Genomic DNA, 17,662 nt, shown 5'->3' on the forward strand with positions numbered 1-17,662 from the left:
CTACATTTTGCTCATCAAAAACTGATGAATGACGCCGAATCCGTGCATGTAGTTCTGCAGCAAAACGCTGATATGGCTGTGGTTTGGCTGTAACGTAAAGGGACAAATTTGAAATCTGTCCCTAAGGTTGGGGTGATGCGGGTTGGCTGTTTTAGTTTTACAGTTGTCGACAGGCAATCAGTGCATACGCCACGGTTTGTCAGTGTTCCGCAACTCGCCTGAAGTAAGGCACATAACAACGCTTTTTCCAAAACTGGGCAAACTGGTTTTTTGTGGAGAGCTGAACGCGGATCACGGTAAGATCAAAGCTACACCAACCAAAACGCGGCCATCGCACTTAACTTGGTAGCCATTCGAAGGTGTAGAGCGCGCCGCTACCTTCACGTTAAGCAGTGAGTGTTAACAATGGACTGGAACATAAAAGGTCTGGCCTGCAGCTCCAGCGATTTTGACGGGTTTGAGATTCAAAGTATTTTGATTGATGTTGACGGGCCTCGTCTATTCTCAGCTCAAACGCGAGTGTGCACCGCGCTTTTCATGTTGGTGGACGAAAATGAAAGCAGCATGCGCTTTGTTGTTGTGCCGACAGACGATCGTATGCTGGCTAAGCTTGAAAGCGGTTCGCTTACCGTTAGGGCCGCACTCGATCAGCCGCTTTTATGGGTACTTGAAACTAGCCATTCTTTTTGTCCAAAAAATGCTTGGCGAACGACACTTGCGGAATTACCAGAGTCTATACTGCCACAGAAGGGGCGAATGCTTCGGGCCCATCTTCAACCTGCTTTTCGTTTGCGGGCTATTGGTGAGGGTTTGTCAGCTGGAACCGTACCTGCCAGCGTGATCAGGCAGGTGGTTGAGGGTGCCAGCACCGCTTTAAGGAAAACGGCCGCCCATGTATTTAAAGAACCTAGCAAGCAAGGCCGTGCTAGTAACTCCAGGAGGCGGCTGTATGACTTGCCTGTGCAGCATTTTGCCTACAACAGTTTTGAAGTGGCGTTCAGCTTGCCCAATACGCAGCAGGAAAGACTGCTTCAAGATGAAGACGATGCCGAAATGTTTCTAATTGGCAATACGTTGGCCGATGCAATTATCAGGTCTACTGGAATAAAGGACGGTGACAGCACACTTGAAACACTCGATATCGAGCTGCTGGAAGCTTTGGAAAAACTGGTGCCTCCGCTTTCCGGCACGGTGACAGAGTTCGAGGTAGGTGGAACCATACTGGGCCAAGCCGATAAAAGTTTCCGACTCGATCGTGATACATCGAAACACGTTAAAAGAGCGCTTCAGTCGGTGAGAAACAAGGAAGAAAAAACAACGACCCCTGAGGGCCTTGTGTCTCAGATGGATCGAGATAATTTGTCGTTCACGCTTCGGCAAACATCGGATAATAGGGATCATGTTTGTGCTTTTTCTTCAGAAATTTTTGACGAAGTAATGGATGCTTTTGTGCATGAAAATCGTGTGGCGATAAGTGGGCGGGAAACACTGAAAAACGGCAATATTGATGTGTCTATTCTCAACAAAGTAAATGCTGACTAATTTTCTAGACGCAACCTTTTCACTAAACGCCTCAGAGCAGGCAGAAGAATACCGCGGCGAGTGTGCTTCTTAGCGCTGGACTTAACGCCGCTGATCAAAGCCAGTGAAACCGTGGGCTAGGTGTTAAACGCCGGCGACATCAAGATAGGGGACGGATTTGAAATCTGTCCCCGGTTTGGCGCTAATGTAGGGGGCCAGATTTGAAATCTGTCCCTGGTTTCATAAGCAATCGACAGGACTTTCAGAAGCCGACTACTGAGCGCCACCGCAGCCGGGTGGAGTTGTGCAAAAGCGCGTACCCCTTTTTTCACGGAAGATTAATCAACAGCTTGTTGAATGAGGTTCACTTAAAAGTTAACATGCCACTACCACTGAAGCGGATTACATTCAAATCCATTGGTTATCAAGCACAGCCAGAACCTAAGCAGCTTAAGGGAAGTTGGCAGGTGTTCGCGCCGTGCGAGCATGCCGATTACAGTGGCTGCGTATTGTTCTCGAAAATTGCCGGGTTATCGAGTATCGAAGATAAAAAGGCAGCAATTCTTGCCTTGAAAAAGCTAATTCAGATCGCGGCCATGGGCCAACCTATTACGGCTCATTACGACAAAAAACAATGCCACGAACTGCACAAGTTCAAATACCAAGGAAAGGATAGAGTGATCTGGCGAATACGCCACGGAGACATACGATTACCGTTTTATTATGGCCAAGGAAAACTGATTTTTCTGGCAAGTGTGTTGGCAAAACGCAAAGATAAACTCTCGCAGGCTGAAGAATTAGCGCTTGAGAAGGAAGTAAAACGGTATATAAGTGCTGAAAACGAGGGGCAGCTTCAACTCGAAGCATTAAGCCCTGGCTCTTCAGCAGCACCACGGAGGTGATCTGAACGTGAGTACCATCGATAAAGAGTTTGCGGATCTGTGCAATTCGATTTGGGAAGATGAAAACGTTATTTTTGAAGCCAAAGCTCAGGATGTTGCCATCGTATTGGCCTCAGCCGTCCAAGAGGCAGGGTTGTCCAGTGCAGCCCTGGCCGAACAGCTCAACTGGAAAAGAAGTCGTGTATCCAAAGTGCTCACCGGTAGCTCAAATCTTACGTTGAAAACCATTTTCCAGGTTTGCCGAGCTATAGGGCTAGAATTTGACGTAATACTTAGAAAGGCTCATCAGCAGTCTGAAGTTGTAGATCCTGAGAAGCACCAGGCGATGCAGCAGGAGGCTGTGAATAATTTGTACAAATCCCGGCAGCTGTTGCATGCGTCCACCGAGCTACATCGCAAAGTATCCCAAAGTGCGCTTGCAACTCGTAATTACACTCGCGAAGAAGCCCGAATGAAGCTGGTGGCTTAGGAGCATTGATGAACCGTTCGCCACTTCAATTGCAGCACTATCATTTTGTGACTCTGGCCCTTCACGCCAGAGAAGGTTTGAATCCCGCCAATTTGGCTAAAAACGAAAGCCCTTATCCAGATTTTGAGGGTGTTCACCTAGAGCCGGAAGTAAGCCTGTTCAGTGACGATGATGCCGGAGATTGCGGGCCATATCTGTTGCGGCTGGAGATGGCTTATAAGCCGGAAGATGACCATTTTCCGTACAGCTTTGAGGTGATTATTGAAGGTGTGTTTGGTCTTAAAGACAGTGGCAGCGTCGAAGATTGCAAAAAAACTGTCGTAATCAATGGCGCTTCAGTACTGTATTCCGCCGCCAGAGAGCAACTGATGACACTGAGCGGGCGTCACATGTACGGACCAATGCTATTGCCCGCGCTGAACTTTCAGCACCTCGATTTATGATATAAGTTTGCTACTACCGTTAAATGTATTGATTGAAATGGGGACAGATTTAAAATCTGTCCCCATCTTTTTGAGCAACAGGGGCGTTGCAATTACCTTACAGAACAGTTCAAGCTTGTTTGTTCTCTTCGTAAACATCGATGCTCGCCCCTGACCAGGCACTGAGGTACCGCAGCGTGGTGCTTTTGGTACTCCAGCCACCGCGGAGCATGATTTTTTCCAGCGGCACACCTTTGTCCAACAAATCCAGGGCGGCTCCAACCCGAAGTGAGTGGCCGCTGAATCGTGGTAGGGCGCGTAGCCTGGCGCGATGCTGCAGGTCGACCAAAATCGGAATGATGGAGCCGGGAGTGAGGTGCTCTCCCACCGTGCCATCCTTTCCGACAGAGCGCAGAATATAGCCTTCTTCTTCACCGATGCGTTTTTTCCAGCGTTCGATCAGCTGATACAGCGTTTCGGAAATCGGGATCCAGGTGCCTTCGCCGTACTGATCGGTTTTGGAAAATCTTAACATCAGGGCATACTTACCTTTCGGCATCTTACGGACGTCTTCCAGCCTGAGCCGGCAGAGTTCTGCGCGCCGGCGCATGGTTTCGTAGCCCAGTTGTAGAATCAACTTGTCTCGAAGGCCTCTGGCAGAGCTGTTGCAGCGAGTTTTCATTTTGTCCATGTAATCCCTGGTGAGTGGTTCAGCTTGTTTCTGGGCGCGACCGATCTGCCGATGCATGCGTTTAAGAGCCAACAAGACTTCCGGCTCATGGGTGGGATTGTGGTTTTTGGATAATGAGAAAATGCTTGAAAGCGAGTCTATTCGGCGCCGGATGGTTGAGCTTTTGAGCGTGGTTGCCATATCCTTGATGTAGGTGGCGAGATTCTCGGCGGTGGCAGGCATAATCTGCATGCTGTTGGCATTGCACCAGGATTCGTAATGCATCCAGTCGGACCGATAAGCTCTGACTGTATTGTCTGAGAAGGCGCCATCGAATGAGGCGAGAAGTTCGTCGATCATGGTATTCTCTGCTCCTTTAACTAACCGGAATGATATAAATAATATCATAATTATACACAATGATATCATCTTGTCAAATGCGAGCAGGGCGTGCGTTGCTTGGTTGGAATGCGATTGAGCTTGCTAAACACAGTGGCGTTGGAGTGGCGACAGTTCGGAGATATGAACTTCAGAAAGGCATTCCTTCGGGTAATTCTCAAACGATGCATTCACTGCAACGAGCGATGGAGTCAGCCGGCATAGAATTCATCGGCGACCCCCTGGTAAGCCCTGGCGTCATACTCCACCTGAACCATCCGGCCCACCAAACCGACGATTAGGCCTGTCTCTACATTTTGCTCATCAAAAACTGATGAATGACGCCGAATCCGTGCATGTAGTTCTGCAGTAAAACGCTGATTTGGCATGTGTTGGTGGCGACTCGGCGGCATGCCAGGCGGTAAGCTGAAGTTTGTCAGTGATCGAAAAAAATTTCTCCAGTTTTCAAAAAGTAAGTACCTTCGCTACCGGACTAACTGGGGTGGCTTCACGAGGAGTAAGAAATGTACAAAGGATTTAGGCTGACATCAGGCTTTAAACTCGACGCCCAGAATCGACCAGCCAAGGAACGACGAAACCAAGTGGATCTCCAGTCTGTCAAGGAGATGATAGTGTCCGGCGAGCCAATTGATGCAAAGAAAGTTGCCGATAAGCTTTTTCCGATCGGAACTCCAGATGTGTTCCTTTCACACTCGTTTGACGATAGGGATGACGCCTTACGATTGGCTGCTGCAATGCAGGAGTTGGGGTTAAGTGTTTTCATCGATTCAGAAGTTTGGGCGTCGGTGTACGATTTTCTGCGTGAGGTTGATGATCAATACTGCTGGCAATCTATGACGAACACTTACCATTATGAAAAGCGCAACCAATCAACAGCGCATGTGTATATGGTTTTGAACACGGCGCTTCATAATATGATCGACCGGGCTGAAGCCTTTCTGTTCATAGATTCTGAGAATTCATTGGTTGCCAGTGCCAGCGAAATGACGGAGTTGGTTGACAAGCAAAAAACTTTTTCCCCATGGGTACACTCGGAGCTAATGATCAGTTCTATGATCAGAAGAACCCCGCCACCTCGTTATTCGGATAGACGGGGCGTTGTGAAGTCAGAAGCTTCAACTGAGGTTTTTGACGAGGCTATGAATCTTGAAGTATACCATCCTGCACCGGTCAGACATTTAAAGCTTCTCAGGTCAGATATACTGAATAAATGGCTTTCAGGCGGTAAACCAATAAACAAACACTCATTAGATGAGCTTTACAGCTTGATTGGTTGAAGGTGGTGGCTATGCTTGATCCCGAACGATATAATTTGAACAGCACTGCCGTACAAGTTCATTTACAGATATATCAATCCATCATCGCCCGAATGGCCAACAATAGCAGCGCGGTGAAAACATGGTGTGTAACCGTCGTATCCGCTATGTTGGTTCTGCTTCTGGAAAGAGGGAAGCAAGATACGTTACTTGCTTCGACGGTACCTGTTATTCTTTTTTTTGTGCTCGACGTGTATTATTTGAGTCTGGAGAAGGGTTTTCGGAGTTCGTATAACGAGTTCGTGCAAGCACTCCATTGTGGAAATACTTGCCCGAGTGTCAATATTTTTGAGGTTAAAATGAGCTCTCGGAGATTTAGTTGCATTTTTAAAACAGCTACCTCGTTTTCTGTTTGGCCATTTTATATTTTGATATTGGTTATTGTCTATTTTTTGGAGTTTTCAGACTTGTTGTAAAGCTATTTTTTGAAAATTTTTAAAAATGGTTCACCAATGCCCCATAACTACTTGTTCCTCTCACCCTCAGGCTTCGAAACCCTCGCAGCTGACATACTCTCGGCGGTGCATTCGGTTGACTTCGAGCGTTACGGTGAAGGGCCAGATGGCGGTATTGATTGTAAGCACGTAACCGCAGAAGGGGATGTTTGGGTAGGCCAGGCAAAACGCTACAAGAACGTAGCCGCTCTGCTGCGCGCACTGCCAAAAGAGCGGCAGAAAATGTGGGTGTTGAAGGTGCCTCCCAAGCGGTACTTTCTGGTGACCGCTTGTTCACTCACACCCGGCAACAAAGACACCATTTTGCAAACCATGCAGCCATTTATTCGTGCCACCGCCGATATTTACGGCGCGGATGAGCTAGACGCTTTACTCGCCCAGCACCCGGCGATTTACCGCAAAAATTACAGCTTATGGCTGCATAACATTGAGCAGCTGACTCACTACCTGAACCCGGCCCATTACGTCCGTTACGACATGGTGCACGAGCGGTTGCTAGCCGACGCAAAAATCTACGTAGCGCCCAAGGCGCAGCCAACCATCATTGAGCAACTGGCCATTCACCACTGCTGCCTGATTGTGGGCAACCCAGGCATGGGCAAAAGCACCACCGCGGGGCAAATTGCCCTTCAGCTGCAGATTCAAACACCCAGCGCCGAACTTATTTGGATAAATGACCGTAATTTTGACCAGGCACTGCAACTGATCCGCCCGCAGGCCAGCCAAATTCTGGTGTTGGATGACTTTTTAGGCGCCACCTTCCTTCACAATGACGGTATTCTGGCGTTCGAGCGTGATTGGCAAGCACTGTTGTTTAGAGCCAAACAGGCAAACGGCCAATTAAAGTGTCTGTTCACCACACGCAATTACATATTAGAGCAGGCGCTCACCCAGCTTGGAGGCGGTAATTCCGCCATCGCCCAGCTGTGCGGGCAGGCTGTTCAGCTGGAACACACCAGTGCAAAATTGCGCGCAGAGCTGGTGTACCGCCTGGTTGATGCGGCGGGCTTTACAGAGGCGCAAATAACAACGCTGGTTAAAGAAGAACTCTATTGGCCACTGATCAAGGCAACCGACTTCTCGCCGCGGCTTATTGAGATGTTTTGTGAAAAACTGACCTCAGTGCCAGCAGCACAGTTAAAATTCACAATAGATCAGGGCATTGAAGGCCAAACACAACTCTGGCAACAGGTCTTCAACCGCCAAAGCCCGGAGGCGCAAACGCTCCTGTACCTTTGCGCCCTTGCCTGCAATTACGCCAACGGCACCGAGTTAAAACGGGCATTCAACACCCTATACCCGCAAATACAAGGGCGAATGGCACCTCTTAATGGGTTTGATCAAGCGCTGATAGAACTCGAACCTGCATTTATAACCACGGCTCAGTACCTGAACGACATTTGGGTAAGCCCGGCCAACCCAAGCCTTGTGGATTTTCTACAGGGCGGTATTAACAACAATAACCCGCTAATAGACGCGTTAATTCACAGCCTGGAGCACTTTGATTGGGGCCTGAAGAATTTCAAAATAGCAGAAGGCTCCAGCAGCCCCGTTGCGCTCAAGCCAAAACAACGGGATGCATTGGTCGACAAATTACTCGAATTGCTGACGGAACCTGGCAGCCATCTACTGCAAACCCGGCAGGGCGATTCTTTAGAGTGGTACAACCATCCGGACACCTTCGGTGGCAAGCTGACGGAACTGTGGCGGTTAGTGGTGGACGACACCCAGCAGGCACGCGTACTGGTGGAAAAGCTCAAGGGTCAGTTACCAGCCACACAGGATTGGCCTGAGCTTTACAAGCAAGGCGGCATGGCCGAGCTATTGGATATAACGCGCTACCTGGCCCGCGACCAGCAACCAACGCTTTGGCAACTGGCCATGCACAACCTGAACAACAGCGAAGACGCCGCCGCGCTTGCCAAATTTTACCAGTTGAACAGCGACGCCGGGAAAGCGCTGAAACCGCAATGGGCCTTGCTAGAAGATAACATTCTGGATGCTTGTGAAAGTGAAATAGACAGAACAGAGGACCCCGATCATCTGGAAGGCATATTAGGCGACCTTTACCGCATAGAAGATGCTTTGGAGTTGGATGTAAAGCCTTGTATCCACGATATTTACGGTAAAGTCTTTGAAGATGACTGTGGCGACGAGGCATTCGACGAACCGCCTGCAAGCTACTATCACTACCCGGAAACGCCCGATGAACAAGGAGATCTTGAAAGGCGGCTTTTGAGGGTGAGGGCAGAAGTGGATGAGATGTTCTTGGGGGCTGTTAAAGATTCCAGGAGACAGATTTAAAATTTGCCCCCTCTCGGCTTTGCTCTTGCACAAGTTACGCCGTAGAAATTTCCTCGCATGATTGAAGCCTTCGAAGCCAGCAACGCCGTCGATTATTTGGTGACGCACCCCAAAGAAGCGGAGAAAATGAATCGTAACGGCCAGAATGTCGTTCAAGAGAAGTACAACTGGCGTATTGAAGAACAGAAGCTGTTAGCCTTCTATAGGGGGCCGATCGTATAATTAAGAATGATTCTGGAATGGGATATGGATGACTACGCACACGCCGGGAAACGATTACATAGAGACGCTGATTACCTGTATGACCAACAGCGTTACGCAACCGCGAGCCATCTTTATGGGTTGTCGGCTGAGTGCTCCATCAAAGCATTCATCACCCAGCAGCCCGGCCAGCAAAAAGTGCCATACAAGCATATACCTGAGCTGGTTGACGATGCCAAACGGTTGGTCAATGGACGCCGGGGATCTCATTTGCTGAATGTTATCTCGTCACCCGATTTCATGTCAGGCTGGCAAATTGGCAATCGCTACTGGGATAATCGATATTTCAGTCAGCAGCAATGTAAAGAATTTAAGCATTCAGCGAATAGAGCGCTCCGTTGCTTGGGCGTTGTGTGAACAGTGCCAGTGGGCGGAAGGGGGAGTTTGGTATGGTTACTTTTGATCAAAGCCTGAGTATTGCTGTTCGCTGTGTACGTGCAATGTTCCATGAGATTGCGCCGGATACTCTACGCTTTATTCGCGATATGCAGGGTCGGCTTTTTGTTGTTATGCCAGATGCTGCGAATGTTGACGAGATTGAAGCGTTAAGCCAGAACCTGAGTGATGATCTGGGTCACTATGCGGGCTCGGGTTCTCCAGCAATCCGGATATCCGACACGCTGACCGGCGACGCCCTGCTTATTGAATCTTTTGTCATTCAATTCGTTGATGATTTCCCGGTTTACCTGATTGAGCGCCGCGCCATGGGAGAAGACTGGGTTCTCCAGCCGGAGCATGAGGTGCCTGCCCATCCACCGCGCTTTGTGTTTTTTAGTTTGAAAGGCGGCGTAGGTCGGAGCACTGCGCTGGCGCTTTGGGCACAGCATCTTTGTCAGCAAGGCAAATCGTTGCTGGTTATTGATATGGATCTTGAAGCCCCTGGCCTAGGTGCTCAATTGCTGGAACGTACCGGCAAGCCTCGATATGGCGTGGCTGACTGGTTGGTAGAAGATATGGTCGGCAACCAAGTGGCGGCTCTGGTCCCTGATATGGCGAAGCAAAGTCCGATTGTGCCGGCAGGGCTTTGGGTCGTTCCGGCTTTTGGTTCGGTCACTGATCAGGCACCCCAGAATGTAATTGCCAAACTGGCGCGTGCGTACCTGGACAAGCAGGGCGAACACGGCCAGCAGCATTTTGCCCAGCGTTTGAGACAAATGGTGACGGCTCTGGAGCAAATGTACGAACCGGATGTTGTGCTAATCGACAGTCGGGCAGGGTTGCATGAAACCGTTGCCGCCAGCCTCTTACATCTTGATGCCGAGGTATTGTGTTTCGCGACGGATTTGGAAGTAACCTGGCAGGGCTATCGGTACCTTTTCAGTCATTTGTCACAGCTTGCCCAAAGCGACATTATGTATACAGATTGGCGGGAGCGGTTAAAAATGGTTAGCGCTCGTTCAAGTTCCCGCGCCCTTGCTTCTTTTGTTGGGAATGCTTATGCACTTTGGTCTGACACCTTATACGAAGAGAGCGATGACACGTTGGGAGAAGGTTTTGGGTTTGACGAGCAAGACAATTCAGCGCCGCATTTCCCATTCATTATTCCCCGTTCGGATACCTTTGAAGCCTTTGATCCCTGCCGGGATTTAAGCAAGGTAGAAAACACGCAAATTCAACAGGTTTTTGGTGCCTTTTTCCAGGGTTTGGATGAGCGATTGGAGATGGTCAAAAATGAACAGTGAAGCATTCTTTGCCGCTGTTAAAGACGGTATAACCGCGATTCCCGAAATAGCCGCCCAACAAGTTTCTGATCCGCCTCAGTTGAGTGATATTTATGTAGTGACCGGCCATGAAAAAGCTCTCAACCCTGATGCACTATTAGTTGTGGGGGATCGCGGTAGCGGCAAGAGCTTTTGGTCTGCGGCATTAAGTCATCCAGAAACGTGCGCATTAATCAGCAAACAATTGCCTCGACTTCGCCTGGACAATTACCGGGTGTCTATAGGGTTTGCAGGCTTGCGGGGCGATCTTCGTTATCCGTCCCGGCAAATACTTGAAAAATTGCTAGATGAAGGACGTCCGGCTGAGAGCATCTGGCGCGCGGTTGTCTTGCACCAAGTGTTGCCTGTAATTAATCAAAGCCTGCCAGCGGATAACTGGAAAGAGCGGGTCGAATTTGTAGAAAATAATCCGAACCAAGAAGAAGAATGGCTGTTCTCTATTAATTCAACATTACAAGAGAATCGTCAAGGTTTTTTGATTGTTTTTGATGCGCTTGACCGCTTGGGCAACAGTTGGTCGAACATTCGCGAACTCACTCAAGGGTTGCTTCGTGTGTGTTTGGATATGCAAGGTTTTTCAGCATTACATCTTAAACTGTTTATGCGTCCGGACATGTGGGAAGACAAGAGCTTGTGGGCTTTTCCGGACGCCTCCAAGCTGCAGCACAATCAGGTGATGCTGGCGTGGCGTAAAGTCGATCTTTACGGACTGCTTTGGCACTGGCTGGTTAATCGCCCCGGCGAATCTGGGGTTGTCATTCGCGCCACAATCGAAGACACCCTGGGCTGCGCGTTTGATGCTGTTGAGACGGAAGGCGCAGTTGACGTTTATTCACTGCCGCCGTCGCTCAAAACCAGTGAAACAGAGCAGGAAGTACTTTTAAACCTGTTGTCCAGCCCGTACATGGGAGCCAACAGGCGGCGTGGTAAAACCTATTCTTGGCTACCCAACCACCTTTCGGATGCAAAGGGGCAAGTTAGTCCCCGTAGTTTTTTGTTAGCTGTAAAGCGTGCACTACAGGTGTCTGAAGATAAGGCTAGTGAGCGAGTGTTGCATTATGATGGCATTAAAGCTGGGGTGATTAAGGCGTCTGAAATACGCTTGCAAGAATTAAAGGAAGATTACCCTTGGATTTCTGACGCATTAAACCCACTGCACGGCCTGACGGTACCGGCTGGGCCGGCAGAATTGATTAAGTTATGGAAAGCGCAGGATGTGATGGCGCAACTGGACTCACCCTCTACCGATGCAACCGACGAACGCCCTTACTTGCCCCCCTACGCCCTGGAAGGTGCTCAAACGCCAAAGCAAAAATACCAGGGCTTGTTGCACACCTTGGAAGAAATCGGTGTTTTGCGTTACTTGCCGGATGGCCGAGTAAATATTCCAGATCTTTACCGAGTAGCGGCAGGCATTAAACGGCGCGGTGGCGTAAAAGCGACGCGTTAAGCCCAGTTCTAACAGGGCTGTTTACTGGCTGAGGAATCAAAGCTTGCTGCAGTACCGGTTACTACACAGAGCCCTCAACGCCCAGCATCAAACTATTGCCAAATTGCTCAGAAGCGCTTTGAGCGTGTATCCCGTTTGGTCGAAGGATTTGAGTCTGCGTATGGGCTTGAGTTATTGGCAACCGTGTACTGGGTGATCAGTCGCGAAAGTGCTTCCACGACTGAGCAAGTCCTGGCAAAAGTCTACGCCTGGAACCAGCGTAAACGGCAATTTACTTCAAAGCAGGTTGAGATTGCTCATCAAGTGTTGGTAGGGCAGGGGCGGGTTTCAAAATAGGGGACAGATTTGAAATCTGTCGCCGTCGTTCATAGCCACGGGTAGAGCTTAAGACCCGATGCTCTTTTAATTTTTTTCGATCAATCATGCTCGCCTACAGCGAATAGGAAATAGAAGGAATGCAGTTCATTACCGGCGGTCCCGACATTCCCGATGTGCTTTTGCAGGCTCACGAAGAGAGCCGCGTGGTGTTTTTCTGCGGTTCGGGTATTTCATATCCCGCCGGCCTGCCGGATTTCAAGGGGTTGGTAGACGATATCTATCGGCGGACTGGCGCTGTGCTTTTGGATGCAGAGTGTGAGAGTTTTGAGCGAGGACAGTTTGACGCCACGCTAGATCTGTTAGAGCGCCGCCTGCCTGGTCAGCGGCTGCCCGTCCGCCGGGCGTTGGCTGAGGCTCTCAAACCCAAATTGCGCCGCAAGGGCGCTACCGATACGCAGGCGGCACTGCTGAGTCTGGCGCGCAGCCGAGAAGGCGCGCTGCGGTTGGTCACAACGAACTTCGACCGTGTATTTCATACGGCGGCCAAGCGTACAGGCCAATCTTTCCAGACTTACGCCGCGCCTATGTTGCCGATACCAAAAAATAGCCGCTGGGACGGGTTGGTTTACCTGCACGGTCTGCTGCCTGAAAAGGCAGATGACACGGATCTAAACCGTCTGGTACTCACAAGTGGCGATTTTGGCTTGGCCTACCTCACTGAACGCTGGGCAGCCCGCTTCGTAAGTGAGTTGTTCCGCAACTATATGGTTTGTTTTGTTGGCTACAGCATTAATGACCCGGTGCTGCGCTATATGATGGATGCGTTGGCGGCTGACCGGATGCAGGGGGAAGTTACGCCGCAGGCTTGGGCATTGGGAGATTGCGCACCTGGGCAAGAGCATTACAAAACAATCGAGTGGGAAGCCAAGGGAGTTAAGCCTATCCTTTACCAGGTGCCTGTTGGCAGTGTTGGCCATTCGGCATTGCATCAAACCTTGCAAGTTTGGGCGAACACCTACCGGGATGGCACATTGGGTAAAGAGCGAATCGTTGTTACTCACGCTTTGGCAGAGCCTTCGGCAAGCACACACCAAGACGATTTCGTCGGCCGGATGTTGTGGGCCTTGTCAGACAAGTCGGGATTACCAGCAAAACGCTTCGCCGACTTTAACCCCGCTCCATCGTTGAACTGGTTGCTAGCGGCTTTTTCAGAGGAGCGTTTTCAGCACAGCGATTTGGCTCGGTTTGACGTTCCTCCACGTGAGGGGTTAGACGCCAAATTACGCTTCAGTCTGATTCGCAGACCAGCGCCTTATGATCGAGCACCATCGATGCTGCTGGCCTTTGGTGGCACCACTGTTAGTCAGTGGGATGATGTGATGACGCAACTGGCTCGCTGGCTAGTGCGCCACTTGGATGATGTGAGGCTGGTTCTCTGGATCGCGCAACGTGGCGGTCAGTTACATGATCGCTTGCAATGGTTGATCGAGCAGGAGCTGGACCGTTTTGCGTCACTGGAGCATGACGGCAAAACTACCGAGTTAAATGAAATTCGCGTACAAGCGCCAAGAGCCATTCCTGGCCAGTTAATGCGCACGCTGTGGCGCCTCCTGCTTAGCGATCGGATAAAGACACCGCGGCATAACTCTAGTCTCTATCGCTGGAAAAGCCGGTTGAAGCGGGAGGGTCTTAGCACTACGCTGCGCTTGGAGTTACGCGAGTTGCTTGCGCCCAAGATAGCTTTGAGAAAGTCGTTTCGTTGGAATGATGAGGACGACTGTGCAGGTGAGCCCACGCGATTGCGGCAATTAGTGGATTGGGAGCTGACACTGGCCGCTGACCATGTGCGTCCGGCGTTACGCGATCTGGCCGGCGAGCATTGGACGCCTGCTTTGCCGCAGTTGCTGGAGGATCTTCAGCAGCTGCTACGTGATGCGCTGGATTTGATGCGAGAGTTGGGCGAGGCGGATGACCGCAGCGACCGGTCACAATGGGATCTATCGTCCATTACCCCGCATTGGCAGAACCGGGGGTTCCGCGATTGGGTAATCTTGATTGAATTGCTGCGTGATGCATGGCTAGCAATTCTTGGCACTGACAGTATTCGGGCGATGCAAATTGCCCAAGCCTGGTTTGAAGTGCCGTATCCCACCTTTAAACGTCTCGCTCTATTTGCTGCCAGTCGCACAGCCAGCATCGCGCCCGAGCGTTGGGTGGAGTGGTTGTTGGCCGATGGCGCCTGGTGGTTGTGGTCCACTGATACCAAGCGAGAGGTATTAAGATTGTTGGTTCTTCAGGGTGGTCAATTACTAGGCGCCACTCAGGACAGTCTGGAAGCCGTCATTCTTGCAGGCCCGCCGCGCGCAATGTACCGCGACGACTTAGGCCCAAATCGTTGGCCTGACCTGGTGGCTCGTTCAGTCTGGCTACGTTTGGCCAAATTGAACGCCTCTGGCCTCGCACTGAGCGTGACTGCTCAGGCACGGTTAGCGGAGCTATGCCACGCATACCCGAAATGGCAGTTGGCGATCAACGAAAGTGACGAGTTTTCTCACTGGATGAGTGGCACCGGCGACCCAGACTTTGAGGACAGTTTAGAGGTCGATGATGCACCTCGAAAACGCCATGACCTCGTTCAGTGGCTGATGAAGCCAGCGCCAAAGCGCCGACACTTCTTCGAAGACACGTGGCGCGACGTTTGCCGCGCCCGCTTCTTTCACAGCCTGTATGCGCTATGCGATCTTGCGCGGGATGGCACATGGCCAGCCAACCGATGGCGAGAAGCACTTCAAGTCTGGAGTGAAGATGGCATGGTGTTACGGTCTTGGCGGTACGCTGCACCTTTAATACAGGCTATGCCGGATACCACTATCCAGGAAATTGCCCATGGTGTGACCTGGTGGCTCGACGCTGCTTCGAAATCAATCAATCAGCACGAGGATATTCTGCTGAATCTGTGCCACCGCATTCTGGCTCTGCCGCTTGAAGTAGACACCGGAATGACCCGCAATGGCGAGCCGATTGAGCAACCCGTTACAGAGGCTATTAACCATCCGGTTGGGCATGTTACGCAGGCATTGATTAACCTTTGGTTCAAACGCGGTCCGAGCGACAACGATCTGCTTCCAGCGGACATCGAGCCTTTTTTCACGAAAATCTGCGATGTGCAGTTTAATCAATTTCGTCACGGCCGCGTGCTGCTAGGCTCGCAATTGGTCGCGCTCTTCCGTGTAGATCGACCGTGGACTGAAAAGCACCTTTTGCCCTTATTCAGTTGGGACAATCCGGGCGAAGCGAAAGCTCTGTGGGAAGGTTTCTTATGGTCACCACGTTTGTATCAGCCCTTGTTGATTGCAATAAAGTCGCAATTCTTGGAAAGTGCAAATCACTACGCTGACTTAGGCGAACACGGCCAGCAATACGCAGCGTTCCTGACTTATGCGGCGTTAGGGCCAATCGAGGGCTACACCCTGGAGGAGTTTCGAACGGCGTTTGCAGCTTTGCCTCAAGATGGGTTGGAGGAATCCGCGCGGGCCTTGTCTCAGTCTCTTGAAGGGGCAGCCGACCAGTGCGAGGAGTACTGGGAAAATCGTGTTCAGCCGTTTTGGCATCATATTTGGCCAAAGTCTCGCGATCTTGTCACTCCGCTAATCGCTGAATTATTGGCTCGTTTGAGTATTGCTGCCCGGGCTGAATTTCCAGCTGCGTTAGCTGCAGTACGACATTGGTTACAACCTATTGAGTACCCTGATTACCTTATAAGTTTGCTGCAAGAATCAGGGTTGTGCACGCGATTTCCGGACGATTCTCTGATTTTATTAAGCACTGTCATTGCCGACCAACAGTGGCTGTCCCGGGAGTTGGGCCAATGCCTGGAAGAGCTTGTGAAAGCTGCGCCACAGCTTGTATACAATGCCCAGTATCAGCGACTCCACGAGCATTTTGAGAGGCACGGATTGTGATTGCGGTGAGCAACGTCTTGCAGTAAGAGTTCTTTGCGAGAGCAACCTCAACCTCTGACGAAGCGGTTAATCAATGACAATCCTGAATGAGATTTAAAGTTGTCGATACATAAGCTGGAAGTTGGCAGAAGTCATGAAGAGTCTACGTTAGAGATTGCCGAGATCGTTAACCAGTTATTCGCCGGTGAGAGAGAGGGGACAGATTTGAAATCTGTCCCCTTCTTTTTCGAGCAACAGGGGCGCTGAAGCGACTGGACAGTGCAGTTCAATTCTGTCTGTTATCCTCGTAAACATCGATGCTCATCCCGGACCAGGCACTGAGGTACCGGAGCGTGGTGCTTTTGGTGCTCCAGCCACCGCGGAGCATAATTTTTTCCAGCGGTACGCCTTTGTCCAACAGATCCAGAGCGGCTCCCACTCGGAGTGAGTGACCACTGAATCTAGGTAGGGCGCGTAGCTTGGCGCGATGCTGTAGGTCGACCAAAATCGGAATGATGGAGCCGGGAGTGAGGCGCTCTCCCACCGTGCCATCCTTTCCAACAGAGCGCAGAATACAGCCTTCTTCTTGACCGATGCGTTTTTTCCAGCGTTCGATCAGTTGATACAGCGTTTCGGAAATGGGAATCCAGGTGCCTTCGCCGTACTGATCGGTTTTGGAAAATCTTAACATCAGGGCATACTTACCTTTCGGCATCTTACGGACGTCTTCCAGCCGGAGCCGGCAGAGTTCTGCGCGCCGGCGCATGGTTTCGTAGCCCAGTTGTAGAATCAATTTGTCTCGAAGGCCTCTGGCAGAGCTGTTGCAGTGAGTTTTCATTTTGTCCATGTAATCCCTGGTGAGTGGTTCAGCTTGTTTCTGGGCGCGACCGATCTGCCGATGCATGCGTTTAAGAGCCAACAAGACTTCCGGCTCATGGGTGGGATTGGGATTTTTGGAGAGTGAGAAAATGCTCGAAAGTGAATCGATTCGGCGACGGATGGTTGAGCTTTTAAGCGTGGTTGCCATATCCTTGATGTAGGTGGCTAGATTCTCGGCGGTGGCAGGCATAGTCTGCATGCCGTTGGCATTGCACCAGGACTCGTAATGCATCCAGTCGGACCGATAAGCTCTGACTGTATTGTCTGAGAAGGCGCCGTCAAAAGACGCGAAAATTTGATCAATCATGGTAGTCTCCCAAAATGAAAAGCCCAATATGATACTAAAAGTATCTATAGAGATACTATAATGATATCCGTGGATCAAATCAAGGCTGCGAGAACCATGCTTGGATGGAGTGCTGTGGAGCTCGCCAAGCGTAGTGGCGTGGGTGCTGCAACAGTTAAGCGGTATGAACTCCAGTCCGGTATTCCAGCCGCAACCACCAAAGTTTTGTTTTCGATTAAAGTTACAATGGAAAGTGAAGGCATAGAATTCACCGGCGACCCCCTGGTAAATCCTGGTGTCACACTCCACCTGAACCATCCGGCCCGCCAAACCGACGATTAGGCCTGT

General features: G+C 50.5%; 14 protein-coding genes. 12 read left to right on the top strand and 2 right to left on the bottom strand.

All coding sequences use genetic code 11. From position 1 onward, the window contains the following. The first annotated feature begins 405 nt into the window (after positions 1-405). The 4 genes from CPH80_RS00375 (at position 406) to CPH80_RS00390 (ending at position 3,335) form a co-directional block, all read left to right on the top strand. Positions 406-1,542 carry a hypothetical protein gene (locus CPH80_RS00375; protein ID WP_096275111.1) on the top strand — a complete coding sequence of 379 codons (1,137 nt, stop codon included), beginning with the start codon at positions 406-408 and terminating at the stop codon, positions 1,540-1,542. Positions 1,543-1,742: 200 nt separating this feature from the next. Next, positions 1,743-2,423 (top strand): hypothetical protein, encoded by a 681-nt coding sequence (locus CPH80_RS00380; RefSeq protein WP_096275112.1) that lies wholly within the window; start codon positions 1,743-1,745, stop codon positions 2,421-2,423. A 7-nt stretch (positions 2,424-2,430) separates the two neighbouring features. Further along, positions 2,431-2,892, top strand: coding sequence for a helix-turn-helix domain-containing protein (locus tag CPH80_RS00385; RefSeq protein WP_157746817.1), 462 nt, complete (start codon positions 2,431-2,433; stop codon positions 2,890-2,892). 8 nt (positions 2,893-2,900) lie between these two features. Beyond that, positions 2,901-3,335: a protein-export chaperone SecB gene (locus CPH80_RS00390; RefSeq protein WP_096275114.1), complete on the top strand. Its 435-nt coding sequence runs from the start codon at positions 2,901-2,903 to the stop codon at positions 3,333-3,335. A 109-nt stretch (positions 3,336-3,444) separates the two neighbouring features. Here CPH80_RS00390 and CPH80_RS00395 read toward each other — a convergent pair whose 3' ends face one another. Beyond that, positions 3,445-4,344, bottom strand: coding sequence for a tyrosine-type recombinase/integrase (locus CPH80_RS00395; RefSeq protein WP_096275115.1), 900 nt, complete (start codon positions 4,342-4,344; stop codon positions 3,445-3,447). 542 nt (positions 4,345-4,886) lie between these two features. On the opposite strand from CPH80_RS00395, the gene CPH80_RS00405 reads away from it, so the two are divergent. From CPH80_RS00405 to dsr1, 7 genes are all read left to right on the top strand, one after another. After that, a complete protein-coding gene (locus tag CPH80_RS00405) occupies positions 4,887-5,660 on the top strand; it encodes a toll/interleukin-1 receptor domain-containing protein (RefSeq protein ID WP_096275117.1) in 774 nt (257 codons plus the stop codon). 491 nt (positions 5,661-6,151) lie between these two features. Beyond that, positions 6,152-8,458 carry a hypothetical protein gene (locus CPH80_RS00415; protein WP_096275119.1) on the top strand — a complete coding sequence of 769 codons (2,307 nt, stop codon included), beginning with the start codon at positions 6,152-6,154 and terminating at the stop codon, positions 8,456-8,458. 57 nt (positions 8,459-8,515) lie between these two features. After that, complete coding sequence (locus CPH80_RS00420) at positions 8,516-8,680, top strand: glycosyltransferase (protein WP_197703582.1); 165 nt, start codon at positions 8,516-8,518, stop codon at positions 8,678-8,680. 24 nt (positions 8,681-8,704) lie between these two features. After that, complete coding sequence (locus CPH80_RS00425) at positions 8,705-9,076, top strand: hypothetical protein (protein ID WP_096275120.1); 372 nt, start codon at positions 8,705-8,707, stop codon at positions 9,074-9,076. Between the two features lie 32 nt (positions 9,077-9,108). Next, positions 9,109-10,401: a KGGVGR-motif variant AAA ATPase gene (locus CPH80_RS00430; protein ID WP_096275121.1), complete on the top strand. Its 1,293-nt coding sequence runs from the start codon at positions 9,109-9,111 to the stop codon at positions 10,399-10,401. Continuing rightward, the gene (locus CPH80_RS00435) at positions 10,391-11,890 is read left to right on the top strand and encodes a hypothetical protein (RefSeq protein ID WP_096275122.1); all 1,500 of its coding nucleotides are present in this window, start codon (positions 10,391-10,393) and stop codon (positions 11,888-11,890) included. Before CPH80_RS00430 ends, CPH80_RS00435 begins: the two co-directional genes overlap by 11 nt. Positions 11,891-12,345: 455 nt before the next feature. Beyond that, positions 12,346-16,170: an anti-phage defense-associated sirtuin Dsr1 gene (gene dsr1 / locus CPH80_RS00440; RefSeq protein ID WP_096275123.1), complete on the top strand. Its 3,825-nt coding sequence runs from the start codon at positions 12,346-12,348 to the stop codon at positions 16,168-16,170. A 265-nt stretch (positions 16,171-16,435) separates the two neighbouring features. Here dsr1 and CPH80_RS00445 read toward each other — a convergent pair whose 3' ends face one another. Beyond that, the gene (locus CPH80_RS00445) at positions 16,436-17,335 is read right to left on the bottom strand and encodes a tyrosine-type recombinase/integrase (protein WP_096275124.1); all 900 of its coding nucleotides are present in this window, start codon (positions 17,333-17,335) and stop codon (positions 16,436-16,438) included. A gap of 60 nt (positions 17,336-17,395) precedes the next feature. Here CPH80_RS00445 and CPH80_RS00450 point away from each other — a divergent pair, with 60 nt between their 5' ends. Beyond that, entirely contained in the window at positions 17,396-17,656 is a 261-nt protein-coding gene (locus CPH80_RS00450; RefSeq protein ID WP_096275125.1) for a helix-turn-helix domain-containing protein, read from the top strand. The last annotated feature ends 6 nt before the right edge of the window (positions 17,657-17,662 follow it).

This window comes from Marinobacter sp. LV10R510-11A (genome assembly GCF_900215155.1).
Taxonomy (GTDB): domain Bacteria; phylum Pseudomonadota; class Gammaproteobacteria; order Pseudomonadales; family Oleiphilaceae; genus Marinobacter.